General features: G+C 62.4%; 26 protein-coding genes. 14 read left to right on the top strand and 12 right to left on the bottom strand.

The genetic code is table 11. The annotated features are described in order from the left end of the window. Positions 1-92: 92 nt before the first annotated feature. Positions 93-1,298 carry a bifunctional phosphopantothenoylcysteine decarboxylase/phosphopantothenate--cysteine ligase CoaBC gene (coaBC, locus tag CUJ84_RS24200; protein ID WP_105008035.1) on the top strand — a complete coding sequence of 402 codons (1,206 nt, stop codon included), beginning with the start codon at positions 93-95 and terminating at the stop codon, positions 1,296-1,298. A gap of 10 nt (positions 1,299-1,308) precedes the next feature. Here coaBC and CUJ84_RS24195 read toward each other — a convergent pair whose 3' ends face one another. Then, complete coding sequence (locus CUJ84_RS24195) at positions 1,309-2,121, bottom strand: class II glutamine amidotransferase (protein WP_105008034.1); 813 nt, start codon at positions 2,119-2,121, stop codon at positions 1,309-1,311. A gap of 256 nt (positions 2,122-2,377) precedes the next feature. On the opposite strand from CUJ84_RS24195, the gene CUJ84_RS24190 reads away from it, so the two are divergent. From CUJ84_RS24190 to CUJ84_RS24170, 5 genes are all read left to right on the top strand, one after another. After that, positions 2,378-3,289: a pirin family protein gene (locus CUJ84_RS24190; RefSeq protein ID WP_003544775.1), complete on the top strand. Its 912-nt coding sequence runs from the start codon at positions 2,378-2,380 to the stop codon at positions 3,287-3,289. A gap of 336 nt (positions 3,290-3,625) precedes the next feature. Beyond that, positions 3,626-4,303 carry a FadR/GntR family transcriptional regulator gene (locus CUJ84_RS24185; RefSeq protein ID WP_105008033.1) on the top strand — a complete coding sequence of 226 codons (678 nt, stop codon included), beginning with the start codon at positions 3,626-3,628 and terminating at the stop codon, positions 4,301-4,303. Further along, the gene (locus CUJ84_RS24180; protein WP_105008032.1) at positions 4,300-5,592 is read left to right on the top strand and encodes a CynX/NimT family MFS transporter; all 1,293 of its coding nucleotides are present in this window, start codon (positions 4,300-4,302) and stop codon (positions 5,590-5,592) included. Before CUJ84_RS24185 ends, CUJ84_RS24180 begins: the two co-directional genes overlap by 4 nt. Before the next feature lie 113 nt (positions 5,593-5,705). Next, the gene (locus tag CUJ84_RS24175; RefSeq protein ID WP_105008031.1) at positions 5,706-7,238 is read left to right on the top strand and encodes a S10 family peptidase; all 1,533 of its coding nucleotides are present in this window, start codon (positions 5,706-5,708) and stop codon (positions 7,236-7,238) included. A gap of 75 nt (positions 7,239-7,313) precedes the next feature. Beyond that, on the top strand, positions 7,314-7,715 hold the full coding sequence (locus CUJ84_RS24170; protein ID WP_105008030.1) for a GFA family protein: 402 nt from the start codon (positions 7,314-7,316) through the stop codon (positions 7,713-7,715). Between the two features lie 26 nt (positions 7,716-7,741). On the opposite strand, the gene CUJ84_RS24165 is transcribed toward CUJ84_RS24170, so the two are convergent. After that, the gene (locus tag CUJ84_RS24165; protein ID WP_105008029.1) at positions 7,742-8,323 is read right to left on the bottom strand and encodes an Lrp/AsnC family transcriptional regulator; all 582 of its coding nucleotides are present in this window, start codon (positions 8,321-8,323) and stop codon (positions 7,742-7,744) included. A 26-nt stretch (positions 8,324-8,349) separates the two neighbouring features. Here CUJ84_RS24165 and CUJ84_RS24160 point away from each other — a divergent pair, with 26 nt between their 5' ends. Then, positions 8,350-8,736 carry a RidA family protein gene (locus CUJ84_RS24160; RefSeq protein ID WP_105008028.1) on the top strand — a complete coding sequence of 129 codons (387 nt, stop codon included), beginning with the start codon at positions 8,350-8,352 and terminating at the stop codon, positions 8,734-8,736. Between the two features lie 44 nt (positions 8,737-8,780). Here CUJ84_RS24160 and CUJ84_RS24155 read toward each other — a convergent pair whose 3' ends face one another. Further along, positions 8,781-9,488 carry a glutathione S-transferase family protein gene (locus CUJ84_RS24155; RefSeq protein WP_105008027.1) on the bottom strand — a complete coding sequence of 236 codons (708 nt, stop codon included), beginning with the start codon at positions 9,486-9,488 and terminating at the stop codon, positions 8,781-8,783. A 114-nt stretch (positions 9,489-9,602) separates the two neighbouring features. On the opposite strand from CUJ84_RS24155, the gene CUJ84_RS24150 reads away from it, so the two are divergent. After that, positions 9,603-10,493, top strand: a complete 891-nt coding sequence (locus CUJ84_RS24150) for a LysR substrate-binding domain-containing protein (RefSeq protein WP_105008026.1) — start codon at positions 9,603-9,605, stop codon at positions 10,491-10,493. A gap of 3 nt (positions 10,494-10,496) precedes the next feature. On the opposite strand, the gene CUJ84_RS24145 is transcribed toward CUJ84_RS24150, so the two are convergent. Beyond that, on the bottom strand, positions 10,497-12,080 hold the full coding sequence (locus tag CUJ84_RS24145; RefSeq protein WP_003544762.1) for a peptide chain release factor 3: 1,584 nt from the start codon (positions 12,078-12,080) through the stop codon (positions 10,497-10,499). A gap of 91 nt (positions 12,081-12,171) precedes the next feature. Between CUJ84_RS24145 and dut the strand changes: the two genes are divergently transcribed. Next, a complete protein-coding gene (gene dut, locus CUJ84_RS24140; RefSeq protein ID WP_105008025.1) occupies positions 12,172-12,642 on the top strand; it encodes a dUTP diphosphatase in 471 nt (156 codons plus the stop codon). Beyond that, positions 12,642-13,541 carry a GNAT family N-acetyltransferase gene (locus CUJ84_RS24135; protein WP_105008024.1) on the top strand — a complete coding sequence of 300 codons (900 nt, stop codon included), beginning with the start codon at positions 12,642-12,644 and terminating at the stop codon, positions 13,539-13,541. The genes dut and CUJ84_RS24135 overlap by 1 nt, the downstream gene beginning before the upstream one ends. Before the next feature lie 6 nt (positions 13,542-13,547). Here CUJ84_RS24135 and CUJ84_RS24130 read toward each other — a convergent pair whose 3' ends face one another. After that, the gene (locus CUJ84_RS24130) at positions 13,548-14,012 is read right to left on the bottom strand and encodes an Lrp/AsnC family transcriptional regulator (protein WP_012759850.1); all 465 of its coding nucleotides are present in this window, start codon (positions 14,010-14,012) and stop codon (positions 13,548-13,550) included. 99 nt (positions 14,013-14,111) lie between these two features. Here CUJ84_RS24130 and CUJ84_RS24125 point away from each other — a divergent pair, with 99 nt between their 5' ends. Then, positions 14,112-15,026 (top strand): DMT family transporter, encoded by a 915-nt coding sequence (locus CUJ84_RS24125; protein ID WP_199788752.1) that lies wholly within the window; start codon positions 14,112-14,114, stop codon positions 15,024-15,026. 36 nt (positions 15,027-15,062) lie between these two features. On the opposite strand, the gene CUJ84_RS24120 is transcribed toward CUJ84_RS24125, so the two are convergent. Beyond that, entirely contained in the window at positions 15,063-15,581 is a 519-nt protein-coding gene (locus CUJ84_RS24120; RefSeq protein WP_105008022.1) for a Dps family protein, read from the bottom strand. Between the two features lie 255 nt (positions 15,582-15,836). On the opposite strand from CUJ84_RS24120, the gene CUJ84_RS24115 reads away from it, so the two are divergent. The 3 genes from CUJ84_RS24115 (at position 15,837) to CUJ84_RS24105 (ending at position 18,389) form a co-directional block, all read left to right on the top strand. Continuing rightward, a complete protein-coding gene (locus CUJ84_RS24115; protein ID WP_105008021.1) occupies positions 15,837-16,454 on the top strand; it encodes a LysE family translocator in 618 nt (205 codons plus the stop codon). A 145-nt stretch (positions 16,455-16,599) separates the two neighbouring features. Then, positions 16,600-17,562 (top strand): cysteine synthase A, encoded by a 963-nt coding sequence (gene cysK / locus CUJ84_RS24110; protein WP_105008020.1) that lies wholly within the window; start codon positions 16,600-16,602, stop codon positions 17,560-17,562. 236 nt (positions 17,563-17,798) lie between these two features. Continuing rightward, a complete protein-coding gene (locus tag CUJ84_RS24105; RefSeq protein ID WP_105008019.1) occupies positions 17,799-18,389 on the top strand; it encodes a GNAT family N-acetyltransferase in 591 nt (196 codons plus the stop codon). Positions 18,390-18,481: 92 nt separating this feature from the next. On the opposite strand, the gene CUJ84_RS24100 is transcribed toward CUJ84_RS24105, so the two are convergent. From CUJ84_RS24100 to CUJ84_RS24075, 6 genes are all read right to left on the bottom strand, one after another. After that, complete coding sequence (locus CUJ84_RS24100) at positions 18,482-19,552, bottom strand: DUF4037 domain-containing protein (RefSeq protein WP_105008018.1); 1,071 nt, start codon at positions 19,550-19,552, stop codon at positions 18,482-18,484. Positions 19,553-19,604: 52 nt separating this feature from the next. Next, positions 19,605-21,137, bottom strand: a complete 1,533-nt coding sequence (locus CUJ84_RS24095) for a YifB family Mg chelatase-like AAA ATPase (protein WP_105008017.1) — start codon at positions 21,135-21,137, stop codon at positions 19,605-19,607. 230 nt (positions 21,138-21,367) lie between these two features. Further along, positions 21,368-22,315: a glutathione synthase gene (gshB, locus tag CUJ84_RS24090; protein ID WP_105008293.1), complete on the bottom strand. Its 948-nt coding sequence runs from the start codon at positions 22,313-22,315 to the stop codon at positions 21,368-21,370. Between the two features lie 146 nt (positions 22,316-22,461). Continuing rightward, positions 22,462-23,484: an ABC transporter permease gene (locus tag CUJ84_RS24085; RefSeq protein ID WP_003555988.1), complete on the bottom strand. Its 1,023-nt coding sequence runs from the start codon at positions 23,482-23,484 to the stop codon at positions 22,462-22,464. Next, entirely contained in the window at positions 23,468-24,988 is a 1,521-nt protein-coding gene (locus CUJ84_RS24080; RefSeq protein WP_105008016.1) for a sugar ABC transporter ATP-binding protein, read from the bottom strand. The genes CUJ84_RS24085 and CUJ84_RS24080 overlap by 17 nt, the downstream gene beginning before the upstream one ends. A gap of 180 nt (positions 24,989-25,168) precedes the next feature. Then, positions 25,169-26,155: a sugar ABC transporter substrate-binding protein gene (locus tag CUJ84_RS24075; protein ID WP_105008015.1), complete on the bottom strand. Its 987-nt coding sequence runs from the start codon at positions 26,153-26,155 to the stop codon at positions 25,169-25,171. Between the last annotated feature and the right edge of the window lie 260 nt (positions 26,156-26,415).

Raw genomic sequence — 26,415 nt, 5'->3', positions numbered from 1 at the left:
TGCCGGCTTCGGCATGGCGTCGGCGCGATTGCATGTTCTCCGCCAAAGGCTTAGGGTCGAGGGCGGTCAGAAAAGGCGACGGGTAGAAGGCCATGGCTCTCAGCGGCAAACGCATCCTCCTCATCATCTCGGGCGGCATCGCGGCCTATAAGAGCCTGGATCTGATCCGCCGGCTGCGCGAGCGCGGCGCGAGCGTGCGCCCTGTGATGACCAAAGGCGCCCAGGAATTCGTCACGCCGCTTGCCGTCGGTGCACTGGCGGCGGACCATGTCTTCCTCGATCTGTTTTCGCGGCAGGACGAACAGGATATCGGCCATATCCGCCTGGCGCGCGACTGCGACCTCGTGCTGATCGCCCCTGCCACCGCCGATCTGATGGCGAAGATGGCGAACGGGCTTGCCGACGATCTCGCTTCGACCGTGCTTCTGGCGACGAACAGGCCGGTGCTGGCCGCACCAGCGATGAACCCCGCCATGTGGGCGCACCCGGCGACGCGGCGGAATGCGGCGATGCTCAGAGCCGACGGCATCCGCTTCATCGGGCCGATGGCCGGTGAGATGGCAGAGAGCCGGGAGGCCGGGCTTGGCCGGATGGCGGAACCGCTGGAGATCGTCGCTGCGGCCGAAACCATGCTCGACGATGGAGAAAAGCCGCTGAAGGGTCGCAAGGCGATCGTCACGTCAGGACCGACGCACGAACCGATCGATCCGGTGCGCTATATCGCCAACCGCTCCTCCGGCCGGCAGGGGCATGCGATCGCCGCAGCCCTTGCAAAGCTCGGGGCTGATGTGACGCTCGTATCGGGGCCGGTGGCGATCGCCGACCCCGTCGGCGTGACCGTCGTGCATGTCGAACGGGCTGAGGAAATGCGTGATGCCGTGCTTGCGGCGCTGCCGGCCGACATCGCGGTGATGGTGGCAGCGGTGGCGGACTGGCGCGTCGCCTCGGCCGCCGACCAGAAGCTGAAGAAACATCCCGGCGAATCCATTCCAACGCTGGCGCTGACCGAGAATCCGGACATCCTGAAAACCGTCGGCCATCATACGATGCGGCCGAAACTGGTGATCGGCTTTGCCGCCGAGACGCAGGACGTCGAAATCAATGCGAAGGCGAAACTCGAGAGGAAGGGCGCCGACATGATCGTCGCCAATGACGTTTCTCCCGCGACCGGCATCATGGGCGGCAGCCGCAACAGCGTCAAACTCATTCGCCGCGACGGGGTCGAGCAATGGCCTGACCTGGCGAAGGAAGAGGTTGCCGAACGACTCGCGGCGCTGATCGCCAAGCAGTTCAGTTAACGCCGAGGGATCAGGCTGGAACGACGACGCGCTGCGATTTGACGGCCGCCCGTTTGCCCGGTCGAAAATCCGTGACGTCGATTCCTCCTTCGCCGACCGTGACGGCGCTGCCGTTCGGGATCTCGGCCCAGGCATCGCCATCGTCGTTCAGCGGCTCCGACACAAGACAATAGCCCTTGCCGACCGGCGAGGCATAAAGAGTCGGCGCCTTGCGATCAGTCGCATAGCGGATGGCATAAAGCGCCTTGCCGTCGGAGAAGGCAGCGGTAAAGCGCAGCAGCACCGAGCCGATGGTGTTTTCCGCCAGGTCCTCGATGAAACCGATCATTTCCGCCATCGCGGCGATCGGCGCTTCGCGCAGGCCGAACTGCAGCGCCAGCAGGAACATCAATTCGGAATCGGTGGTGCCACCGCGGGCATTGAACAAGTCGTCGTCGAGCATCGCCTCCATCGGCCGGCGCAGGCGCTCGAAGCCTGCGATCTGGCCATTGTGCATGAAGGACCAGATGCCATGGGTGAAGGGGTGGCAGTTGTCGCGGCGCGTGCCGCCGCCGGTCGCAGCGCGGACATGGGCGAGGAAGAGCGGCGAACGGATCTGCCGTGCCAGGCTCTTCAGATTGCAATCCGACCATGCGGGCAGGATATCGCGGTAACGGCCGGGCTCAGGCCTGTCGCCATACCAGGCTATGCCAAAGCCATCGCCATTCGTCGCCGTCTTGGCGCGGGTGGCACAATGGGACTGCTCGATCAGGGAGTGGGCGGGCGAGGATACCAACTCCTCGAGATAGAGGGGGTCTCCGCGATAGGCTGCCCAGCGACACATGGCTCTTTGCTCCCGAACCCGCCGTATCGGCGGGAAATGCTGAAACGCAACTGAATTGTCGAATGTCGTCGCTAATAACAGCTTAACGCCCGGCCGGTTTGCAAGTGAAACATGACGATTTCTTGACGCCCGACCTCTTCAAATTCGGCGAAACGCTGTGTTCTTTTGTGAACACTGCGTTGTCTGCCCCGCAGACTTCGCGCCCGGCAGCCGGGCGGCTATAGTCGCCGCCAAGTTGAACCTCTAGGAGGACGCCATGTCGATCCGCCCCGTCAAGCATGAAAGTACTGCCACACCGACCATGGAAGGCGCCGGCGTCAAGCTGCACCGCGTCTTCGGCTTCGGCGATCCCGCGATGACCGATCCCTTCCTGATGATGGATGATTTCCGCAACGACAATCCGGCGGAATATATCCGCGGTTTTCCCTGGCATCCGCATCGCGGCATCGAGACGATCACCTATGTGCTCGCCGGCACCGTCGAGCACGGCGACAGCTTGGGCAATAGCGGCCTGCTCGGCGCCGGCGACATCCAGTGGATGACAGCCGGCAGCGGCATCATGCACCAAGAAATGCCGAAGGGCGATTTTGCCGGCCGTATGCACGGCTTCCAGCTCTGGGCGAACTTGCCCTCCTCGCTGAAGATGACGGCGCCGCGCTACCAGGACGTCAAATCCACCGATATTCCTGTCGTCGTCGATGATGACGGCACGGCGGTGCGGGTGATCTGCGGCGATTTCTGGGGCAAGGCCGGTCCGGTCGATGGCGTCGCCGCCGAGCCGATCTATCTCGACGTTTCGGTGCCGCCCGGCCGGAAGAAGCGCCTGCCGGTCGATACCTACCGCAATGCCTTCGCCTATATCTTCGCCGGCTCCGGCACCTTCCGCGATGCATCGAAACCCTTCGGCGTGCGCGTCGAGAAGGAAGTCGACGGCGAGGAATTGAATATCCGCGACATGTCCGGCAACCGCACGCTCGTGGTCTTCGACAGCGGCGACGAGGTGACGGTGCAGGCAGGCGACCAGGGCATCCGTTTCCTGCTTGTCTCCGGCAAGCCGATCGAGGAGCCGGTTGCCTGGCACGGCCCGATCGTGATGAATTCGCGCGAGGAAATCATGCAGGCGATGCGCGAACTGCAGAACGGCACCTTCATCAAAGCTGCGCACTGAACGCATTTCTCTCTTGCATCTGCGAAGAATCGGCCTACTTTTAAGCCATCAGCAACAGAACGAAAGGAAGGTGATCCAATGTCTAATGAGATTTCGGACCTCGTAACGGGCATGGAAGAGGTGATGAAGGCGAGGCAGCCCTCGCTCTAATCCCCGCCTTCCTGGGGCTGCATAGACAGTCCAGGCCAGTTTGAGGCCAAACTCATGGAAAGGGTCGCTGAGGCGGCCCTTTTTTATTGTGTTGATGTCTTTATTTTTTGTCTTGATCTCAGGCGTTGACGAAAGATCGAAATCTCACTACTCATAAAGTCATCTGATGACTTTATGAGTAGTGAGATGCGAGCGCTCAGCAAGACCAATCTCGCCGATGAGGCGATCGAGGCGATCCGCGGCGACATTCTCGGCAAACGCTGGGCGGTCGGCGAAAAATTGCCGAATGAAGCCTCGCTGTCGGCCATGCTTTCCGTCAGCCGCGGCACGGTGCGCGAGGCGGTGCGCGTTCTCGTCTCCCAAGGTTATCTCGAAACCAGGCAGGGTTCGGGGACCTATGTCCGCGCCACCAGCGATGCCGGCCGACCGCTGACGATGGCGCGCCGCGCCAGCCTGCGTGACCAGTTCGAGGCGCGCCTGGCGCTCGACGTCGAGGCAGCCCGACTGACGGCGATCCGCAAGACGCCGGAGACGGTTACCGGGCTTCGCAGGCTGCTTGCCGAACGCGGCAATTACGATGGCGGCGATCAGGCCGCCTTCATCGAACGCGACCTCGCCTTTCACAAGGCCATCATCGCCGCTTCGGGCAACCGGGCGATGATTGAGATCTACGATTTCTTTTCGGCATCGATCGCCGACACCATCGCGGCGACGCTCGGCAAGGATATTCCGGAACCCGACATGCAGGCGCATGCCGATATCGTCGACGCCATCGAAACCGGCGATCCCGACAGGGCGGATGCGGCGGTGCGCCGTTTCATGGCGCCTGTTCTTGCCGCACTCGACCGGATGATCCTGTCATGAACACGCCTGCCAATCATGCCGCCAGCACGCTCGAGGCGGCCGACGAATTGCTTGTAGACGCCGAGGCCGGCAGTCTTCCGCCGCCGCAGGCAACGCCGGTGCGGGGAGCTGCGGGTCGTTTCCTGCTCGGCGCGAGCCTGGTGCTGATCGCCTTCAACCTGCGTCCGGTCTTCTCGAGCGCCTCGGCGCTTCTGCCGGAAATCCGCTCGGAGCTCGGCCTCAGCGCGCTGGGCGCCAGCCTGCTGACAACGCTGCCTGTTGTTTGCCTCGGTGCCTTCTCGCCGCTTGCGCCTCGTCTTGCCCAGCGCCTCGGCACCGAACGCACGCTGCTCGGCGTTCTCCTGCTTCTGGCCCTCGGCACCGCATTGCGCGGGCTTTCTTCCGTGCCGCTGCTCTTCATCGGCACTGCCCTTGCGGGCGCCTGCATCGCCGTCGGCAACGTGCTGCTGCCGGGGCTGGTGAAGCGGGATTTCGCCGGGCGCGCCGCGCTGATGACCGGCTTCTACACGATGGCGCTCTGTGCCGGTGCGGCAAGTGCGGCCGGGCTGACGCTGCCGATCGAGCATGGATTGGGCGGCTCTCTCGCGGGCGCGCTCGCCATCTGGGCCCTGCCCGCCCTCATCGTCAGCCTGCTCTGGCTGCCTGAAGTTCTTCGCAGCGGCGGACAGGCAAGACGAAATGGCTTCCACGTCAAAGGCCTCTGGCGCGACCGGCTCGCCTGGCAGGTGACGCTGTTCATGGGGCTGCAATCGGCCCTTGCCTATTGCGTCTTCGGCTGGCTGGTTCCAATCTTGCGCGAACGCGGGCTCGACGGCGTCACTGCCGGGGCGATCGTTTCCCTGTCGGTGATGGTGCAAGCGGCATCCTGCCTGATCGTGCCGCATATCGCCGTGCGCGGCCGCGACCAGCGGCTGATCAATGCGAGCCTCTGCGGCGTCGCCGTCATCGCCCTGCTCGGCCTGCTCTTCGCACCGCTTTCGACGGTCTGGCTATGGGCGGTGCTGCAGGGCATCGGCCAGGGCGGGCTGATCGCGGCGGCCATGACGACGATCGTGCTGCGCTCGCGCGATCCCGATGTCGCCGCCCATCTTTCCGGCATGGCGCAATGCGTCGGTTACCTGCTCGCTGCCATCGGCCCGCTCATCGTCGGCCTCATCCGCGGCTGGACCGGAAGCTTTTCCTGGTGCGCAGCGCTCTTCGTCGCGCTCGGGCTCGGCGCGGCGATCAACGGCTGGAAGGCCGGGCGGGCGGTCGAGATCAATGTCCATGCGGTCGAAAAGGACGGCTGAGCCGCTCGCTCACTCGCAGGTTCACTGGCTCATCACCATCTCTTGATGCCGGTCGTCGGCCGCGGATGTTACGCTATCTCAGCCTCTCATTCCCGACCGCCGGAGGAGACATCTTGCACATACGAACCCTGTTTCTGCTTACCGCGCTTGCAGCAATGCTGGCCCCTGCCCTTTCCTATGCGCAGGAAAGCGATCAACCGAGGACCAATGTCCAGAGCGGCGCGCGCGATGGCGTGCTGAAGCTGCTGCCAGCCGATTCCGTCACCGAGCACGCGCTGACGATCGGCGACCGGAAGCTCGCCTATACGGCGACTGCCGGCACGCTGGATCTCTTCGGCCAGGACGGGGCGCAGACCGGCGCGATCTTCTACACCGCCTATGTCGCGCGGGATGGCGGGCCGAACCGGCCTCTGACCTTTGCCTTCAACGGCGGGCCGGGTGCTGCTTCCGCCTTCCTGCATCTCGGGCTGGTCGGGCCGAAGGTACTCGATTTCGGACCGGACGGACGCGACGGCGCCAATGCGAAACTCGTCGACAACCCGCAAAGCTGGCTCGATTTCACCGATCTCGTGCTGATCGACCCGATCGGCACCGGCTGGAGCCGGACGGCAAAGGCCGACGACGCCTCCAATTATTATAACGTCGGTGCCGACGCCCAGAGCATCGCCAAGGCGATCGCGCTCTATGTCGCCCACAACAACCGTTCCAACTCGCCGAAATATCTTCTCGGCGAGAGTTATGGCGGCTTCCGCGCGGCCAAGGTTGCCTCGACGCTGCAGGAAAGCCAGGGCATCATCGTCGCCGGCGCGGTGATGCTTTCCCCCTTGCTCGAGGGCCAGCTGATGTTCAATGCCGATCAGTTCGCGCTCGGCGCGGCGCTGGAGCTGCCATCGCTGGCGGCGGCCGAACTCGACCGGCACAAGGCCTTTGACGAAGAGAAGCAGAAGGAGGCAGAGACCTTCGCGCTCGGCAACTATCTGACGACGCTGGCCGGACCACCGCCGACGGGCGCCGAGGCCGCCGCCTTCTATGGCAGGATCGCTCGCCTGACGGGCATTCCAGAGGATATCGTCACCCGCAACCGCGGCTTCCTCGGCAGTTCCTTCGTCAAACATTCGGACGCGGGCAGCGGCGAGGTGATGAGCGCCTATGACGCCTCCTTTGCAGCCCCCGATCCCTATCCGGAATCGGATTACGACCGCGGCGACGACGCCATCCTCGACGGCTTCACCCGCGCCTATGGCGGGGCCTTTGCCGACTATGCCCGCAACGAGCTCGGCTTCAGGACGGAGATGACCTATTCGCTGCTCGATGGCGATATCAGCCGACGCTGGGAATGGGGCGGCGGGCGCGGCGGCGGATCGCGCTTCCAGGCCAGCGCCACCGACAACATCCGGCAGCTGCTCGCCTCGAACCCGGCCTTCCATCTGCTGATTGCGCATGGCTACAGCGATGTGGTGACGCCTTACAGCGTCAGCCGCTACGTGGTCGAGCATCTGCCGCCCTCGCTCGCCGGCGGCCGCGTCGGGCTAAAACTTTATCGCGGCGGGCATATGTTCTATACGAAAGCCGATCAGCGGGCCGCCTTCACCGCGGATGCGAAGGCCTTCTACGCCACACGCCCGGCCGCTCAGCCGGCGGACTAAAGTTCTTCGTTTTCCGCATGTCATCATCGCAAAACCGCTGTACACTTTTGCGCGACACGCTTTGGGGACTTGCCGATGCATATCACCGGAGGATGCCATTGCGGCGCGATCCGCTATCAGGCGGAGATCGATCCGCAGCGGATCTCGATCTGCCATTGCACCGATTGTCAGCGGTTGACGGGTTCGGCCTATCGCATCACCGCACCGGCGCGGCCGGGAAGTTTCACACTCCTATCAGGCGAGCCGAGAGGCTACGCAAAATATGGCGACAGCGGCGGTCTCAGCCGGCAATTCTTCTGCCCGAATTGCGGATCGCCGCTCTACCGCACGGATGGCGAAGGCGGCGCGATCGGCATCCGCGTTGGCGGCATCGACCAGCGGCGGGAACTGACACCGAAGAAACAGATATGGTGCCGTTCGGCCTTGCCCGGGGTGGAGAATATCGAACCACTTCCGCGCTTCGAGGGTGAGGATTAGGCTGGCGCCGGCTTAACATCCCGCCCTTATTCCGGCAGCGGCATATCAGGCCAGCTGTCGGTGACGCCGGCCTGTACCGGGCGCTCCAGATAGGTGGAAAGCGCGATATAGCTGCGGGTGCCGGTGACGCCGGGAACGGCATGGATCTGCGCCAGAAAAGCCTCCAAGGCCTGCGGGCTGGCGGTGCGGACCTTGAAAAGAACGCTGGCGTCGCCAGCGACCGAATGCATCTCCTCGACCTCGGGAAAACGCAGAACCTGCATCAGCCGCTCGCTCTTGCCCCAGCCGGCCGCTTCCACATGCACGAAGGCAAGCAGCGGTTTGCCGAGGGCTGCGCCATCCAGCGCGGCATGCACGCCCTTGATGGTGCCGGATTGTCTCAGGCGGCGCACACGCTCATGCACGGCCGGCGCCGACAGGCCGACCGCTTCGCCAAGCCTGGCATAACTCTGGCTGCTGTCGGCGGCGAGCGCGGCTAATATTTTTCGGTCGAAGCCATCGATGACCGGCTGCTGTGGGCGTCTTTGCCGAAGATCCTCTGTATTTTTCGCCATTCCGCAAAACCCCCTTTCTGCCGAAGAATAATCGCCGATACTGCCATTATTCAATAGAATATTCGGAACAGGAGAGTTTCATGGAGATGATCGCGCGCAATCCGGCAAACGGGATCTATGCGGCCAGCCCTGATTACATCCATGCGCTGGAGGTCAGGCGACCGTCCCGGCTGCTCTTCGTCAGCGGCACCATGGGTCTCGATCAACAGGGAATGGCCGCGGCCGATCTGGAAGGCCAGTTGGAGCTCATCTGGTCCAATCTGCGCGCCATCCTCACTTCCGCTGATATGACGGTGGACAATATCGTGCGGTTGACGAGCTATCTCCGCGACCGCGCCTTTATGGAGGCGAACCAGAATGCCCGTCTTCGGGCGCTTGGCGGCCGCGCCGTGCCGACCACGGCGATCATCGTCGAAACGCTGCGCGACGACTGGCTGGTCGAGATCGAGATCATCGCTGCCGGCTAAGGCACATTGGCCGTCGCACCGCAGGGGTGCGACGGCGGCGGCGATCAGGCCGCCTGTTTCAACAGGCCAAGCGCTTCGGCCAGATCGACCTCGCCGCGGAAACCGCCGCTGCTTTTCGCGTCCTGCCGATGCTCGATCGCGTGGGCAAAGCGCACGGCCGGCTCCTGCTGCATGCGCTCATAGAGGCGATGCAGGTCGGGAAACTGCCGGCGGTCGACGACCTTGTGGAAATCGTTCCAGCGGGCGATCCCGACGAAATAAGCGTCGGCCAGGCTCGGCCCGTTGCCGAGAAGCCATTCGCGGCCATCGAGCAGACGCTCCAGCGTCTGATGCGCCTTTTCGACCGCGGCAATGCCATAGGCGGTGAGGGCCTGCTTCTGCTGCGGCTCCAGCGGGTGTTCGAACGCATACCAAAGCGGGCCGAAAGCCTTGAAGAAGGTGGTGTTGAGAAAGGCGAGCATCTGGTTCAGCCGATCGAAATCCTCCGACCCCTGCGGAAAACCCAGACCGTTGCCGATCGCGTGGGCGCCGATATGGTGGAGGATCGCCATGCTTTCGCTGATCGTCCTGCCATCCTCGAGCAGCAGCGACGGCGTTTCGCCGACCGCGTTGATCCTGATGTAGTCTTCGGAGGAGACCACATCAGGCATCTCGACACGGCAGAGCCGGTAAGGCAGGCCGGACCATTCCAGCGCGACGATCGAGCCGAAGGAGCAGCCCTCCGGCACGCCGTAAAACAATATGGGTGACATCAATCGTTCCTTTCAGAATTGAACCCGTTTGGACACGTTGAATGTGCAGATGTGGACGATCATGCGGTAGAGGCTATAAATGCATCGCAATGTCCACATATCTGGAAGATGGTAATGGCACTCTTCAACCTCAACGACCTCCATCTTTTCGTCCAGGCCGTCGACAGCGGCAGCTTTACCGCCGCGGCCAGACATCTCGGCATTCCGAAATCGACGGTGAGCAAGCGGGTAGCTGAGCTGGAGGGACGGCTCGGTGTGCGGCTGATCCAGCGCACGTCGCGAAGCTTCGCGCTAACCGAACTCGGCCGGGAATTCTTTCAGCACGCCCAGGCCTCGATCATCGAGGCGGAGATGGCCGAGGGCATCGTGCGGCGGCATCTGGCTGAACCCGCCGGCAGCGTTCGCCTCACCGCCTCGGTGCCGACGGCGCAGTTTACCTTGACGGAGCATCTGCCGGCGCTGGCGGCGCGATATCCGAAGCTCCGGCTTTCCGTGCATGTGACGGACCGTTTCGTCGATATCGTGCAGGAAGGCTTCGACATCGCGCTGCGCAGCCACCGCGGGGCCCTGCCGGATTCCGCGCTGGTGCAGCGGAAGCTCGCCAGCCACCCCTTCTACATCCTCGCTTCGCCGGATTATGTCAGCACCCTTGGCGAACCGCGCCGGCCGGAGGAGCTGGCACAGCATGCGACGATCATGACGGGCCTGGCGGAGGATCAGTGGCGGCTTTATTCGGGCGGCGATGAGGCTCTCGTCACGCTGCAATCCGTCATGGCCGCGGATGAGCCCTATGTCTTGATGGAAATGGCCATGTCGGGGCTTGGCATTACCTGCCTGCCGACATCCGTCTGCCGAAAGGCGCTGGCAGACGGGCGGCTGGTGCGGGTGCTGCCGGAATGGACGGCGGGCAGTATCGAGACGACGATCCTCATGCCGCACCGGCGTGGCCAACTGCCGGCGGTGCGCGCCGTCGTCGATTTTCTGGCCGAGCGGCTTAGCGGTTAGCGATCACGCCGCCTTGGCGGCGTGATATTCCTTGATGGCGACCATCTTGATCGCCGGATGGCGCTCGGACTCGTAACGCAGCGAGAAACCGTCCTGGGCGAGGAAGACCGGATCGCCGTCGAGATCGCGGGCGATATCGCCGCGTTTGACGGTGAGGAATTTCTCGAGATCGGCCGGCTGCTCGGCCGAGATCCAGCGGCAGACGGAAAAACGCGACATTTCGAAGGAGACCGGCAGGCCGTATTCGGCCATCAGCCGCTCCTTCAAGACGTCGAGCTGCAGAGCGCCGACGACGCCGACGATCGCCGGCGAGCCGTCTTCCGGCGAAAACAGCTGGACGACGCCTTCTTCGGCCATCTGCTGCAGGGCTTCCTTGAGCTTCTTTGCCTTCATCGCATCTTCCAGGCGCACGCGGCGCAGGATCTCCGGCGAGAAGTTCGGCACGCCCTGGAAGACCAGCGATTCACCTTCGGTCAGCGTATCGCCGATCCGGAGCGTCCCGTGGTTCGGAATGCCGACGACGTCGCCGGCATAGGCGGTGTCGGCGAGCTGGCGCTGCGAGGCGAAGAAGAATTGCGGCGCCGTCAGGCCGAGCTGCTTGCCGGTGCGAGCGAGCCTTGCCTTCATGCCGCGCTCGAGCTTGCCGGAGCAGATGCGGGCAAAGGCGATGCGGTCGCGGTGGTTGGGGTCCATGTTCGCCTGGATCTTGAAGACGAAGGCCGTCATCTTGTCGTCGGTCGCATGCACGGTCCTGGTATCGGCGACCTGGTCACGCGGCGGCGGGGCAAAATCGCCGAGCGCGTTGATGAGGTCGCGAACGCCGTAATTGCGTAGCGCCGAGCCAAAAAAGACAGGCGTCATATGGCCTTCCAGGAAGGCTTCGCGGTCGAAGGGACGGCAGGCCTCGATCGCCAGCTCGGTCTCCTCGACGAAGACCTGGCGCTCGTTTTCCGGCAGCCTGCCGGCCACGCTTTGCGGGCCATTGACCGGCGTTCCCTCGATTTCGGTATCCGAACCGCGCACCGTGTTGGCGGCGATATTGTACGAGCCGCAGAAGGTCTTCGAGCGGCCGATCGGCCAGGTGATCGGCGCCGTATCCAGCGCCAGCTTCTCTTCCACCTCATCGAGGATCTCGAAGGGATCGCGGCTTTCGCGGTCCATCTTGTTGATGAAGGTGATGATCGGGATATCGCGCATGCGGCAGACTTCGAAGAGCTTCAGCGTCCGCGGCTCGATACCCTTGGCGGCATCGATAACCATGACGGCGGCGTCGACGGCCGTCAGCGTGCGATAGGTGTCGTCTGCGAAATCCTCGTGGCCAGGTGTGTCGAGGATGTTGAAGACATTATCGTTATATTCGAAGGTCATCACCGAGGTGACGACGGAAATGCCGCGTTCGCGCTCGATCTTCATCCAGTCGGAGCGCGTCTGCATGCGATCCTTCTTCGCCTTGACTTCGCCGGCAAGCTGAATGGCGCCGCCGAACAGCAGCAGCTTTTCGGTGAGCGTCGTCTTACCCGCGTCCGGGTGGGCGATAATAGCGAATGTGCGGCGGCGGGAGACCGCCTCGGCGAGACTTTCGGCCATACTTGTGAATCCTGTGGAATTGCCGCGTATCTAGCGATTAAAGCCCGGCATTGCAATTGACCTCGGGCCTTCCGGCGCAAAGTAATGGGCCATGACCATTCATCACGATCTCAGCCCGACGCTGAACCTCATCCGCCTGCCGAATGGCGAAGGCCTCGACCTGCCCGCCTATGAAAGCAAGGGAGCAGCCGGCATGGACCTGCGCGCTGCCGTCGACGAGACAGCACCGCTGACACTTCTGCCCGGCAAACGGGCCTTGGTGCCGACCGGCTTCATCTTCGAGATCCCCGAAGGTTTCGAGGGACAGGTGCGGCCGCGTTCCGGCCTTGCCTTCAAAAACGGCATCACCTGCCTGAATTCGCCGGGCACCGTCGACAGCGACTATCGCGGCGAAGTGAAGGTGCTGCTGGTCAATCTCGGCGAGGAAGCCTTCATCATCTCCCGCGGCATGCGTATCGCCCAGATGGTGATCGCGCCGGTAACCCAGGCGCGGGTGGCGGAGATTACCGAGGCAAGCGAAACGATGCGCGGCGCAGGCGGCTTCGGCTCCACCGGCGTCTGATGGCAGAGCGCCTCGACAGCGCGGGCCTGACCTTCCGGCAGGATTATTTCGGCGACCCCGCCGGCTGGGCGGCTCTGGTCTGTCTGCTCAGGGATATTTTCGGCATCGATATCGGACCGCTGCAACAGCTCGGCGGACCCGATCCGACGAGCATGCCCTTCGGCTGGTTTGATGCCGAAGGTGAGCTTGCGGCCAATATCTCAGCCTTTGCGCTGCCCTTCGTCCTCAACGGCAGGATCGTCCATGCCGCCGGGCTGCAATCCGGCGCCGTGCGGCCGCCATGGCGCGGCCGCGGGCTCTATCGCGACGTGACGGTGAAAGCGCTCGACTGGTGCGAGAAGCAGGGCTTTGAAGCCGTCATCCTCTATACCGACAAGCCGTCGCTTTACGAGCCCTATGGTTTCCACGCGATACCGCTGCACCGATACGAGGGAGCGGCACCCGCCCCTTCATCTTCCGCCGCGCCCGCCCGGCCGCTTTTGCCGACAAACGCGGATGATCTTGCCCTGCTGCAATCGCTGCTGAAAAGACGAAGCCCGGTTTCGACGTCGCTGGCGGTCACGGTCAATGCGGCGATGTTTCTGATCAACACCCAGCTCGATCCCGATATCCGCATCAGCTTTCTGGCAGAGCGGCAGGCGGCCATCGCCTGGAAGATCGACGAGGCTGGCCGCTTCAGCCTTCTCGACGTCGTGGCGGCTGATATGCCGCCGCTTGCCGCGATCCTCGCCGGATTGGAAATCGCCCCCGCCTCCGTCGAAGTGCTTTTCCGTCCTGACAAGCTCGGCTGGGAGGGTGTTCCGCAATCGTTGGAAAGCGGCACGAGGCTGATGCTGCGCGGGCTCGGCGATGCCACCCCGAATTTTCCGGCGATGCTGTCGCCGATGGCGGAATTCTAGATCCCTCTATTTCCGCCGGGACAGCGGCGGCAGGCGGCGCTTGACGGGCGAGGCTTTGATCATCGCGGTGTTGGTCTCCGCCCTTTCGGCAACCCGGTCGAGGATGCCGTCGAGGTCGGCCATCGAGCGGATGACCAGGCGGGCGATAAAACAATCATCACCCGTCACCTTGTCGCATTCGATGATTTCGGGAATTTCCTGGATGATCCGCTCGACGATGTGCAGCTGTCCCGGCAGCGGACGCACGCGCACGATGGCCTGCAGGGGATAACCGACGGCGGCGGGATCGAGATCGATAGTAAAGGCCTTGATGACGCCGCGCTCCTCCAGCCGGCGCAGACGCTCGGCCGCACTCGGCGAGGACAGGCCGACCTGCTGCGCCAGCTCCTTCAGCGAGATCCGCGCATTGCCGGCCAGCGCCTCCAGAATGGCCTGATCGATTTCGTCGAGCGATTGCACATCATTAGCCACAGCGAGACATTCTCCTCGTATGATTAGGCGACACCGGCCATTTTCCTTCTTATTATTATATAAAATCGCCTCTCGCAGCAATATTATTATGCCACCGAAATGGAGGCAATCATGGGCAGCGACATCAAAAGAGGCACGGCGGAAATGACGGCAGCGATGCTGATCTCGGGGACGATCGGCTGGTTCGTCGTCATGTCGGGCCAGCCTGTCAGCGGCGTGGTCTTCTGGCGCTGCCTGTTCGGCGCGCTCACTTTGCTTGTCATCTGCGGCGCTCTCGGGCTGCTGCGGCCCGGCATCATCACGCTGCGCGCCTTCGGCATCGCCATATCAGGCGGTATCGCCATCGTCTTGAACTGGCTGCTGCTGTTTGCCTCCTACTCGCATGCGACGATCTCGATCGCGACGACTGTCTATAACACCCAGCCTTTCATGCTGCTCGTGCTCGGCGCGCTCTTTCTCGGCGAGAAGATCACCGCCACCAAGCTGTTCTGGCTGACACTCGCCTTCGCCGGCATGATTGCCATCGTCGAGGCAAAACCGGAGACTGGCGGGGCGACATCTGACGGTTACGGCCTGGGCATCCTGATGGCGCTGGGTGCGGCCTTCTTTTACGCGCTCGCAGCCCTTGCCGCGAAATGGCTGAAAGGTACGCCGCCGCATCTGATTGCGCTCATCCAGGTCGCAACCGGCATGCTGATGCTGGCGCCGATGACGGATTTTTCGCATCCGCCCGGCGATGTCGGGTCCTGGGCGATCCTGGTCACCGTCGGCGTCGTCCATACCGGGCTGATGTATGTGCTGCTCTATGGCGCAATCCAGAGGCTGCCGACGCATCTCACAGGCGCCCTGTCCTTCATCTATCCGATCGCGGCGATCCTCGTCGACCGGCTGGCCTTCGGCCACGCACTGCAGCCGATGCAAATCGCCGGCGCGGCCATCATTCTCCTTGCCGCCGCCGGCATGAATCTCGGCTGGACGCCGCGGTGGCTGCGGCCGCGGGCGCTGGAGAGCTGAGAACCGGGCATGACGGACATGCCCGGTCTGCCGATGTTATTTCTGCCGGCGCGTCGTTTCGAACAGGAACCAGGTGCGACGCTCGGCCTCGTCGATCCAGACCTCCAGCAGGCTGGTCGTCGCCACGTCATTGTGCTCGGCGCAGACCTCGTGCGTTTCGCGCAGCAGCGAGACGAGACGGCCGTTGTCGTCGCGCAACTCGGCCAGCATATCCTCGGGCGTCACGTAATCGGCATCATTGTCGGGAATGCGCTGCAGGCGGGCGATATGGCCGATCGAGCGCAGCGTCACCCCGCCGATCTTGCGGGCACGCTCGGCGATGGCATCGGTGGTCGCAAAGATCTGCTCGCCCTGCTCGTCCAGCAGCAGATGATAGTCGCGGAAATGCGGGCCGGACATGTGCCAGTGGAAATTCTTGGTCTTGAGATAGAGCGCGAACATATCGGCGAGCAGCGTGGTGAGCGCTGCCGAAATATCGGTAATGGCATTGGTCGGCAAATCCGAAGGCGTCTTCAGGGGCGCAAGTCTGGTCTTCTCGGCCTGTGAGGGGGACATCCGTTTTCTCCTTGGGTGACGAAGCGATATTGGGGACCTGATAGGGCGGCGATGACATCCTGATGAAGACGACCGTGACGATGGGTGCCCACAGGAGTTCTTCACCGCAAGAGATACGGGAGGCGCGCGGTTCTTCAAGGTCACGGGCGTGTGACGGCCAAGCATTCTTGTCGGTGATGCATCCATCAACGCCGGCGGATTGATGGTTGCAGGCACCGGATATAAAACAGCGGGGCAAAAAGAAGGGAGCGTCCCATGAGCCTAGCCGCCTTGCTGACCTATGCCGGAGCGCTGTTCATCGCCGCGGCCATTCCGGGACCCGGGATTACCGCGATCGTCGCGCGTGCGCTCGGCTCGAATTTCCGCGAGACCTTCTTCATGGGCCTCGGCCTGGTGCTCGGCGACATGACCTATCTGACGGCGGTCATTCTCGGCCTTGCCTTCGTGGCGCAAACCTTCACCGAGGTATTCATAACAATCAAGATCGCCGGCGTCCTCTATCTCGGCTACATCGCCTGGAAACTCTGGACGGCGGGGCTGCTGCCGCAGGATATCGCGGCGCGGAAATCCACCAATATCGGCCTATCCTTCCTCTCCGGCCTGCTGGTGACGCTCGGCAATCCGAAGACGATGCTCTTTTATGTCGCCCTGGTGCCGACGCTGATCGATATCGGCAATATCGGCCTGCGAGACTATGCCCTCCTGCTCGCCGCCACCTTCGTGGTGCTGATCGTCGTGCTCGTGCCCTATATGCTGCTTGCCTCGCGAGCCCGCACGATGCTGAAGCAGCCGCGGGCCTTGCAGGCGCTGAACCGGGTTGCGGCCGGCATCCTCGCCGGTACGGCCGCCTTCATCGCCACGCGGGCGGCCTGAAATAAACATTCGGCAAGAAACGGTTTTCAAAGGTTTTTTTCTCTCCTGATCACTCCTTCAGGTCGAACGCGGTCTGGCCTAGACGGGCCTTTGACCCTATTCTCCGCCTCGATTTCAGGAGCAGGATTTCAAAGGGAGAACACCCATGTCGCACAAGCCCGGCCGCGGCCGCATCTATTCCTCGATCACCGAGACCATCGGCGACACGCCGCTCGTGCGCTTCGACAAGCTGGCGCGGGAAAAGGGCGTCGTGGCGAACCTGATCGGCAAGCTCGAATTCTTCAACCCGATCGCCTCCGTGAAGGACCGTATCGGCGTTGCGATGATCGAGGGCCTCGAAGCGCAAGGCAAGATCACCCCGGGCAAGACGGTGCTGATCGAGCCGACCTCCGGCAATACCGGCATCGCGCTCGCGTTTGCCGCCGCCGCCAAGGGTTATCGGCTGATCCTCACCATGCCGGAGACGATGTCGGTCGAGCGCCGCAAGATGCTGGCGCTGCTCGGCGCCGAGCTGGTGCTGACCGAGGGACCAAAGGGCATGAAGGGCGCCATCGCCAAGGCCGAGGAACTGGCGTCCTCCCTTCCCGATGCCGTCATTCCGCAGCAGTTCGAAAACCCGGCCAATCCGGAGATCCACCGCAAGACGACGGCCGAGGAAATCTGGAACGATACCGACGGCACGGTCGATATCGTCGTCTCCGGCATCGGCACCGGCGGTACGATCACCGGCGTCGGACAGGTGCTGAAGAGCCGCAAGCCCGAGATCAAGATCATCGCCGTCGAGCCCGCCGATTCGCCGATCCTGTCCGGCGGCAACCCCGGCCCGCACAAAATCCAGGGCATCGGCGCCGGCTTCGCGCCGAAGATCCTCGATACCGGCATCTATGACGAAGTCGTCACCGTGACCAATGACGAGGCCTTCGAACAGGCGCGCCTCGTCGCCCGGCTCGAAGGCGTGCCGGTCGGCATCTCCTCGGGTGCTGCGCTGACGGCGGCGATCAAGGTCGGCATCCGTCCCGAGAATGCCGGCAAGAACATCGTCATCATCATCCCTTCCTTCGCCGAACGCTACCTCTCGACGGCGCTGTTCGAGGGTCTCGGGAGCTGAGGCAGGGCTTTGGCGGGGGCTTTCCCGGCTATCATCTTCGCAGAGTATCGGGGCGCTTCGGCGCCCCTTCTTGTTACGCCGCAGCCGTCAGCGGCGGTAGATCGACGGCAGCCTTGTCGCCAACATCGACTTTCGTGCCGAATTACGCGCCAGCTAAGGGCATTGGTATTGCCGGGCCAAAAGCAAGATGCATAAGTTTTGAAATATGAATTCCCCCCGGCGCGGAGGTCACCGTTATGGCTTTAGAAGCGATCAAATTATCTGGCCGGCACGTCGAACTTGTTCCATTGGCGCACGAGCATCACGAAGGACTTGCTAAAGCCGTGCAAGACGGGAACCTCTGGCAGCTATGGTACACGGGCGTTCCTGCACCTGAAGCTATGTCAGCCCACATTGATCGGTGTCTAGGCCTTCAGGCGACAGGCGTGATGCTGCCCTTTGCAGTATTTGATAGAGCTAGCGAGAGCCTGGTGGGAATGACCACCTACATGAATATCGATCCTGCAGGCCCGCGTGTCGAAATAGGAAGCACCTGGTATGCCAAACGCGCTCAGCAGACTCCGCTGAACACTGAAGCCAAGCTGCTGCTGCTATCGCACGCATTTGACAGCCTCGGCTGCCTGGCCGTCGAATTTCGTACGCACTTCCTCAACCATCAGAGCCGCCGCGCAATTGAGCGCCTTGGGGCGAAATTAGACGGAATTTTGCGCCAGCATATGCGCATGCGCGACGGTACCCTTCGCGATACTTGTGTCTACAGCATCATTCCATCTGAATGGCCCGCAGTGCGCTCCAATCTCGAGTGGCAACTTGAAAAGCCTCGTTGATACATGGTCCCGGTGCGTCAACAGTCGACATCGGCGTTGATTTCGGCCGGCATCGGCGGAAGCTGAGTTGAGACTGGCTGCAACCATGCGCGTCAGCCCAGCAGTGCGGTGATCATCCGTTGTGACCCAGACGGATCCTCGAGCACGGGAGTTAGATCGCTCACCTGGTCCAGGGCGCCGACGACCGGAAGTTCTTTGACCAAGGGGTCCCGTATCCCCTTGAGGGTTGCCTCGACCAGGTCGTCGGCATTGATCGTCATGAAGGGGCGTTCGAAGTATGGACCAATGACCGGCTCGACCTTGCCGCCGATGCCGTCCGCCAGTTGGCGACGTGCCAGCGCAAGATAGGCCGAAGCGAGTGCCTCTCCGCGCTGCTGCCATCCTTCGGCCAGTAAGACCCGCTGCAACAGCGGTGACAGGGTTTCGGCCAGCGGCAGTTTTCCGAACGCACTGCCAAACCACTTCGCGTACGGCGCATAGCGGCGATCGAGCAGGAAACCCATCCGCATGATGTCACGCACGAGCCGGCTCGCAACCACGCGGGACCCCAGATCGTCGCCGACCTGTCCTGCCCGGCCAACAAAGGCCTGCTCCTCGGCAATACGCCGCCACTGACAGGCGATTTTGTAAAGCCACACGTCGTCAGGGAAATAGGCCAGTGCCGTTCGGGCGCGTGTTAGCCGTTTGTCGTCATCATGGAAAACGGCACCTCCCGTGAAGGCGAGCAGCCGCTGTTCGGCGAAGCCCAGCCACTGCAAGGGAGCAAGGTTGTCGGCGGACCGAACGGCCAGAAGCCGTTCCAGCGTAGCCTCAAGGGTGTGGAATTCGAGTCCATGCTCAATCGCGCCTGCCACCTCCGGGCCATTTGCAGGAGGATGTGGGCGGCTCCGCCACCCAATAGGTTCACCAAGGTAGCTGGCGGGTGCCACCTGCGTGAACTCAATCACCAACCGTCGGGCATAGTCGCTGAATCCATCTGTGCGCAAGAAGACGTGGACCCGAGGGCCCCAGTTGTGATCCCTGGAAACCTCGTCGTCTAAACCAAGCAGTTCCGATCCAAATCCAATTAACGCCGCCGAATGTGGGAGTTCCGGCGCAACACTGGTCAACCAGGGCCTGACAACGTCCGCGTAGAAGCGACACGATAACTCAATCCCCTGCATGACCTCTCCTTCAGATCACCGTTCCGTTCAGGGCGTTTCGGCGCCCCGCCTCTCACGCAGCCGCCGTCAGCCTCTCGCCAGCGATCCTGTAGGAGATTGCTTCGGCGAGGTGGATGCGGCCGACCGTCGGCTTGCCGTCGAGATCGGCGAGGGTGCGGGCGACCTTCAGCACGCGGTGGTAACCACGGGCGGAGAATTTCATCTTCTCGGCGGCGTCGCGCAGCAGCTGCAGGCCGCTGGCATCGGGCTCGGCCAGTTTCTCGATCATCGCGGTGGAGCAGCGGGCATTGGTGCCGATGCCCTTTGCGCCGGTGCTTTCGAAGCGCTCCTGCTGGATCTCGCGGGCGCGGGCGACGCGGCGTGCGACGTCGGCGCTGGTTTCAGCCGCCATCGGCCGGATCAGATCGGCGGCGGAGACGGCCGGCACGTCGATGCGGATATCGATGCGATCCATCAACGGGCCGGAGATGCGGGCCTGGTAATCGCTCATGCAGCGCGGGCCGCGGGCGCAGCTATGGCCGGGCTCACCCGCCATGCCGCAGCGGCAGGGGTTCATCGCCGCGATCAGCTGGAATTTTGCCGGATAGGAGACGCGGTGATTGGCGCGCGCAATGACGCATTCGCCGCCTTCGAGCGGCTGGCGCAGCGCATCGAGCGCCTGCGGCGTGAATTCGGGAAACTCGTCGAGAAACAGCACGCCGTGATGGGCAACCGAGGCTTCGCCCGGACGGGCGCGCAGACCGCCGCCGACGAGGGCTGCCATGGTGGCGGAATGATGCGGGGTGCGGAAGGGCCGGCGATCGGAAAGCTTGCCGCCGGAGAGCTGGCCGGCGATCGAATGGACCATCGACACCTCCAGCAGCTCGGCGGCGGAAAGCGGCGGCAGGATCGACGGCAGCCTTGCCGCAAGCATCGACTTGCCGGAGCCGGGAGGACCGACCATCAAAAGGTTATGACCGCCGGCCGCGGCCACTTCGAGCGCCCGCTTGGCGCTTTCCTGGCCCTTGATTTCGGCAAGATCCGGCAGGTTTGCGGCATTGGCGCGGATCGACGCCTCCGGCCGAGATAGGACCTGCGTGCCGCGGAAATGATTGGCAAGGGCGATCAGGCTGCGGGGTGCGAGGATATCGACGTCCGAACCCGCCCAGGCGGCTTCGGCGCCGCTTTCGGCCGGGCAGATCAGCCCCTTGCCGAGCGCATTGGCGCCGATCGCAGCCGGCAGCGCGCCTGATATGGCGGCGATCGTGCCGTCGAGGTTGAGCTCGCCGACGACGATAAAATCCGACAGGGCATCGGCGGGAATGGCGCCGAGGGCGGCCATCAGGGCAAGGGCGATCGGCAGGTCGAAATGCGAACCCTCTTTCGGCAGGTCAGCAGGCGCCAGATTGACCGTCACGCGCTTGGCCGGCAGCGCCAGGCCGGAGGCGTGAAGGGCCGCCTGCACGCGCTCGCGGCTTTCGGCAACCGCCTTGTCAGGCAGGCCGACGATCTGCATCCCGACTTTTCCGGGAGCGACCATGACCTGGACCTCGACCGGCACACCTTCGATACCCTGAAATGCAACCGTACTGACACGCGCGACCATCGACCCATCCCCTTGCCGCAAACTCTATATACCGCCCTGCAGCCTTTATTCCATGCATGTCGTGGTCCCAAAACCGCTGCACAGTTTTGGGCGACATGCATTAAGGCCAGCGGTTGCAATCTGGCATGGACGCAGGAATAAAACAAGAACAATCAAAGAACGTAGTCAAGCATCCGCTGTGACCTTGGTTGTGCTCGGTCGCGGGACCAGAACGGTCGTGGGCGGCTGGCTCAGCTGCGCTCGCGCTCGATCGCATCCCAAAGCAGGCTTGCTATATCGGCGCCGCCGAACTTCTTCACCTCGCGGATGCCGGTGGGCGAGGTGACGTTGATCTCGGTCATGTAATCGCCGATCACATCGATGCCGACGAGCAGGAAACCGCGCTCCCTCAGCGCCGGGCCGATGCGGGCGCAGATTTCCTGTTCACGCGCCGTCAGCTCGGTCGCCTCGGCGCGGCCGCCGACATGCATGTTGGAGCGGCTGTCGTGTTCGGCCGGCACGCGGTTGATGGCGCCGGCGAATTCGCCGTCGACCAGGATGATGCGCTTGTCGCCCTTGCGCACGTCGGGCAGATATTGCTGGGCGATGAAAGGCTCGCGGAAAAGCTGGCCGAACATCTCCAGCAGCGAAGAGAGATTGCGGTCGTCACGGGTCGAATGGAAGACGCCGGCGCCGCCATTGCCGTAAAGCGGCTTCAGGATGATATCGCCCATCTCGTCGCGGAAGCGGCGGATCTCGGCGGCATCCTTGGTGATCAGCGTCTTCGGCATCAGATCGGAGAATTCGGTGACGAAGATCTTCTCCGGCGAATTGCGCACCCAGGCCGGATCGTTGACGACGAGCGTCTTCGGATGGATGCGCTCGAGCAGATGCGTCGAGGTGATATAGGCCATGTCGAAGGGCGGATCCTGGCGCAGCAGCACGACATCCATGGTCGCGAGGTCTACGCGCTCTGGCGCGCCAAGCTCGTAGTGATCGCCCTTGACGTCGCGCAGCACCATCGGCTCGACGCTGGCATAGAGCCTGTTGTCGCGGAAGCTCAGGCGGTCGGGGGTGTAATGGAAGAGCCTGTAGCCGCGCGCCTGCGCCTCCAGGCTCATGGCGAAGGTGGAATCACCTGCGATATTGATGCCTGCGACATGGTCCATCTGGACCGCTACATTGGTGATCTTGGCCATTTCCATCCCTCGCTGAATGCCGGACAGATGTAGGTCGGCCAGATATCAAACGCAACGGTCAATCAAGGGCTTCCGGCACTGGAGCATTTTTGTTTTTGCGCAATTCCGGACGCAAAACCGCTGCACTGTTTTGCTGGAATTGCTTTTCACCGCGTTTCGAGTTTCCGCATCAGCCGGCCGCGATAGCTATCGAGAATGACGGCGAGCACGATGACGGCGCCGATGACGATCGGCTTGATATTGTCGTCGGCGCCCAAGAGCTGCAACCCCGTCGACAGCACCTGCAGAATGCAGGCGCCGACCAGCGTGCCGACAATCGAGCCTTTGCCGCCCGAAAGGCTGGTGCCGCCGATAATGACGGCGGCGATCGCATTCAACTCATAGCCGATGCCCGCGACCGGGCTGCCGACATTGAGACGGAGCAGATAGACCATGGCCGCAATGCCGGCCGTCAGCCCTGAGATCGTGAAGACCGCAATCTTGTACCGTTTCGGCTCATGCCCCGACAGCCGGACAGCCTCTTCATTGGTGCCGATCGCGAAGACGAAGCGCCCGAAGACAGTGTAGCGCAGCACGAACCAGCCGATGAGGACGACGACGATCGCAATCAGGAAGATCGAGGGAAATATGCCCCAGAAGATCAGGTTGCCGAAATCGACGAAAGGCTGAGGCAGGCCGGTGATGGTGGAATTGTCGCTGACCACGCGCGCCAGGCCGCTTGCGACGTTCAGCATGCCAAGGGTGACGATAAAGGATGGAAGCTTCCACTTCTCGCAAATCCAGCCGTTGACGGCGCCAAGGATGGCACCTGTGCCCATCGACGCAAGGCATGCGAGAACAATCGCCTGCCATGGCGAAAACGCCGGATTGATCATGATCGTCGCACCGATCACCGTGCAAAGGGCAAGCAGCGACCCGACCGAGAGATCGATGCCGCCAACGAGGATGACGAAGGTCATGCCCGCAGCAAGCACGGTGTTGATGGCAATCTGCACGAAGATCTTCAGGAAGTTCTCCGGCGTTGCGAAATAGGGCGCCGTCGCCGAGAAAAACGCCAGGATCAGAATGAGGGCAATGGCGACGCCCGCCTCCTTCAGCGAGATCCGGACAAGCTTGTCCCAGACGCTCACCTCTTTCGCCTCGGTCTGTTTTTCAATGTTGGCGGACACGACTGTACTCCTTGTAGGCGAGCGAAAGGATCCTGCTCTCGTCAAACTGTTCCCGAACTATTTCGCCCGATATCTTGCCGTCGGAGAATACGATGATGCGATGGCAAATGCCCATGAGCTCCGGCAGATCCGACGATACGACCAGAACGCCCTTTCCTTCGGCGGCAAACTTCCACAGAAGCTCGTAAATCTCAGCCTTTGCACCGACGTCGATTCCACGGGTCGGCTCATCGAAAATCAACACCTTGGGGCCGCGGAACAGCCATTTTGCAATGACGACCTTTTGCTGATTGCCGCCGGAAAAGGTCCTGACCGCCTGATGGATCGACGGGGTCTTGATGCGCAGTTCGCGCACGAGGCGCTGCGAATGATCATTCTGCGCCCTCCGCATGATCAAGCCGTTGCGGGAGATCTTGCCGAGATCGGTTATGGTGGCATTTTCAGCGCAGCTCATGTCGAGCATCAAGCCCTGCATCTTGCGGTCTTCGGTTGCCAGGCAGAGCCCCGCAGCAACGGCTTCTTTCGGCGAATGGATCTTGACCGGCTCGCCATTCACGCGAATTTCGCCGGCCGCTTTGGCATCGGCGCCGAATATGGCGCGAACCGCTTCCGTCCGGCCGCTGCCGACAAGGCCGGCAATGCCGACGATTTCGCCCTTTGCCACGGAAAATGACAGTTCCGGGCTATTGCGCGTCACCTTCAGGCCGGACACGCCGAGCGCCTCGCCGGACACGGTGCTGTCGCTGCGAAAAATGCCATGATCCGAGAGCTTTCGTCCGACCATGAGTTCGACGATGTCAGGAATAGCAAGTCCGGACAGCGGACGCGTGATCACATGCTGGCCGTCGCGCAGCACCGTCACATCGTCGCCGACGTCAAAGATCTCCTCCAGCCTGTGGGAGATGTAGAGCGTGGTCACGCCACGCCGCTTCAACCGCTTGAGAATCTCGAAGAGGCGATCGACCTCCTTGGAGGTCAGGGTTGCCGTCGGTTCGTCGAGAACGAGAAGCTTGCTTTCGTAGCAAAGCGCCTTGGCGATCTCGACCAATTGAAGCTGGGCGACGCTGAGGCGGCTCGCCAGTGTCGTCGGGGCGACGTCGAGGCCGACCTCTTCCAGGAGTTCAGCCGCTCTGCTGTTCATTTCCTTGTAGTTCACCAGGCCGTAGCGCCGCGGCAGATGCTCAAACAGCAGGTTTTCAGCCACCGTCAGGTTGGAAAGGGGGTGCAGCTCCTGGTGAATGACCCGGATGCCCGCCTTGAACGCCTCCAACGGCGAGGCCGGATGGTATTGCTTGCCGTCAAATAGAATGTGACCGTCGTCCGGCCTGAAGACACCGCCGAGCAGATTGATCAGGGTCGACTTTCCAGCACCGTTCTCGCCCAGAAGAACGTGCCCCTTGCCGCGGCCGATCCGCATAGAGACATCCTTGAGCGCCACGACGCCCGGGAAGCGCTTGCCGATCCCTTCCAGCCTCAAAATGTCGTCATCTGCTGCGTCTGACATGGCGACCTCATGCACGCTCTGTTCGAACTCCACGCAGCACGCATCCCAGGAGCTCGGAAACGAGCCTCACCTGAAGCGATCAACGCGTCAATCGGTTGGTAGCGGTGAGCGCCGGCCGCAGCCGACGCTTCCTGTACAGTGCCGCGCGTCTTGTGAGACGCGCGATGCGGGCGATCCCGACTATTTGAGATCCGCTGCGGTGACCAGCTTGATGTCGGTCTTGACCCAGCCGGTGAATTTCTCGCCGGCAAGTTCACGCATGCCATACTGGATGCCGAGAACCGCCATCTGCGCGCCATACTGTTCGACGGTGGCAAGCATCTTGCCATCCTTGATCAGAGGCTGAACCGGCGGAATGTTGTCGAAGCCGACAACCTTGATCTTGCCACTCTGGCCGGCCGCATCGAGCGCCTTGACAACGCCGAGGGCCATCGAGTCGTTGGCTGCCATCACGCCCTGAATATCCTTATATTTCGTCAGGAAATTCGTCATGACGGTATTGGCTTCTTCCGTCTCCCAATGGGCCGTCTTGCTGTCGAGAAGCTCAAGCTTGCCAGACTTGACGGAGTTCATGAAGCCTTCCTTGCGCTCCTTGGCATTGTCGGCCTCGGGGTTACCCTCGAGGATGACGACCTTGGCGCCGGGTCCCAGATCCTTGGCAAGCGCGTCGCCCGCAAGCGTCGCCCCGCCCTTATTGTCAGGCCCGAAGAAAGCGAGATCGATACCGGCTTTCTTCTTCGCATCGGCATCAAGCGGTACGTCGATGTTGATGACCTTGACGCCAGCCTTGACTGCCTTTGCCAGCGGGGTTGCCATTGCCTTTGAATCGGCCGGCGCAACAACGATGATATCGTATTTCTGCGTGACGAAGTTTTCGACGGCATCGACCTGGGAAGCGAAATCACGCTCATCCTTCATGCCGACGGCCTTGAAGTCGAACTTGTCCTTGTTTTCGGCCGCATATTTGTCGGCGCCGGCCTTCATCTGCTTGAAGAACTCATTGGACAAGGATTTCATGATCAGGCCGACCTTCGGCTTGCCGGCCGCAAAGGCGGGCGACACGCCACAGGACAGCGCAAGCACCAGGGTGCCGGCAAGTCCAAGCTTCAATGCCGCGCGGCGCGGCGCATTGATCAAGACGGATTCACGCTTCATAGAATTGGACATTTTTTCCTCCCGAACGGCCCTGGGCTCAGCTCCACCTGAGTTGCCTGCGGCAATGAACCGTTTCCAACGACATCTGGGTAACACGCCCTTAAAAATTGTCAAGCTGCCGAAATCGAGCCAAACGTCAGCTTTGACTCCTAGGTTTTGCCTGTATCGGTGTGCATGTGATGAACCGTTTCCATTGAGCGGTGGCCCGCGCTCGTGCTATGCAGACTGGCGGTCAAAATTGCGATGCAGCCCTTTGACGAGGGCGGTAAAGA

Source organism: Rhizobium leguminosarum (genome assembly GCF_002953715.1).
Classification (GTDB): domain Bacteria; phylum Pseudomonadota; class Alphaproteobacteria; order Rhizobiales; family Rhizobiaceae; genus Rhizobium; species Rhizobium leguminosarum_V.
This window is presented reverse-complemented; position numbering and strand designations above follow the sequence as displayed.

Excerpts from the sequence above, each read along its gene's own strand:
- CUJ84_RS24190 (WP_003544775.1), top strand. The coding sequence starts at position 2,378 with ATGTCGATCCGCCCCGTCAAGCATGAAAGTACTGCCACACCGACCATG.
- CUJ84_RS24095 (WP_105008017.1), bottom strand. The coding sequence starts at position 21,137 with ATGGTCGCGCGTGTCAGTACGGTTGCATTTCAGGGTATCGAAGGTGTG.
- dut (WP_105008025.1), top strand. The coding sequence starts at position 12,172 with ATGACCATTCATCACGATCTCAGCCCGACGCTGAACCTCATCCGCCTG.
- CUJ84_RS24170 (WP_105008030.1), top strand. The coding sequence starts at position 7,314 with ATGCATATCACCGGAGGATGCCATTGCGGCGCGATCCGCTATCAGGCG.
- CUJ84_RS24160 (WP_105008028.1), top strand. The coding sequence starts at position 8,350 with ATGGAGATGATCGCGCGCAATCCGGCAAACGGGATCTATGCGGCCAGC.
- CUJ84_RS24105 (WP_105008019.1), top strand. The coding sequence starts at position 17,799 with ATGGCTTTAGAAGCGATCAAATTATCTGGCCGGCACGTCGAACTTGTT.
- CUJ84_RS24080 (WP_105008016.1), bottom strand. The coding sequence starts at position 24,988 with ATGTCAGACGCAGCAGATGACGACATTTTGAGGCTGGAAGGGATCGGC.
- cysK (WP_105008020.1), top strand. The coding sequence starts at position 16,600 with ATGTCGCACAAGCCCGGCCGCGGCCGCATCTATTCCTCGATCACCGAG.
- CUJ84_RS24150 (WP_105008026.1), top strand. The coding sequence starts at position 9,603 with ATGGCACTCTTCAACCTCAACGACCTCCATCTTTTCGTCCAGGCCGTC.
- CUJ84_RS24185 (WP_105008033.1), top strand. The coding sequence starts at position 3,626 with ATGCGAGCGCTCAGCAAGACCAATCTCGCCGATGAGGCGATCGAGGCG.
- CUJ84_RS24100 (WP_105008018.1), bottom strand. The coding sequence starts at position 19,552 with ATGCAGGGGATTGAGTTATCGTGTCGCTTCTACGCGGACGTTGTCAGG.
- CUJ84_RS24195 (WP_105008034.1), bottom strand. The coding sequence starts at position 2,121 with ATGTGTCGCTGGGCAGCCTATCGCGGAGACCCCCTCTATCTCGAGGAG.
- CUJ84_RS24125 (WP_199788752.1), top strand. The coding sequence starts at position 14,112 with ATGGAGGCAATCATGGGCAGCGACATCAAAAGAGGCACGGCGGAAATG.
- CUJ84_RS24075 (WP_105008015.1), bottom strand. The coding sequence starts at position 26,155 with ATGTCCAATTCTATGAAGCGTGAATCCGTCTTGATCAATGCGCCGCGC.
- CUJ84_RS24155 (WP_105008027.1), bottom strand. The coding sequence starts at position 9,488 with ATGTCACCCATATTGTTTTACGGCGTGCCGGAGGGCTGCTCCTTCGGC.
- CUJ84_RS24180 (WP_105008032.1), top strand. The coding sequence starts at position 4,300 with ATGAACACGCCTGCCAATCATGCCGCCAGCACGCTCGAGGCGGCCGAC.
- CUJ84_RS24135 (WP_105008024.1), top strand. The coding sequence starts at position 12,642 with ATGGCAGAGCGCCTCGACAGCGCGGGCCTGACCTTCCGGCAGGATTAT.
- gshB (WP_105008293.1), bottom strand. The coding sequence starts at position 22,315 with ATGGCCAAGATCACCAATGTAGCGGTCCAGATGGACCATGTCGCAGGC.
- CUJ84_RS24120 (WP_105008022.1), bottom strand. The coding sequence starts at position 15,581 with ATGTCCCCCTCACAGGCCGAGAAGACCAGACTTGCGCCCCTGAAGACG.
- CUJ84_RS24115 (WP_105008021.1), top strand. The coding sequence starts at position 15,837 with ATGAGCCTAGCCGCCTTGCTGACCTATGCCGGAGCGCTGTTCATCGCC.
- coaBC (WP_105008035.1), top strand. The coding sequence starts at position 93 with ATGGCTCTCAGCGGCAAACGCATCCTCCTCATCATCTCGGGCGGCATC.
- CUJ84_RS24145 (WP_003544762.1), bottom strand. The coding sequence starts at position 12,080 with ATGGCCGAAAGTCTCGCCGAGGCGGTCTCCCGCCGCCGCACATTCGCT.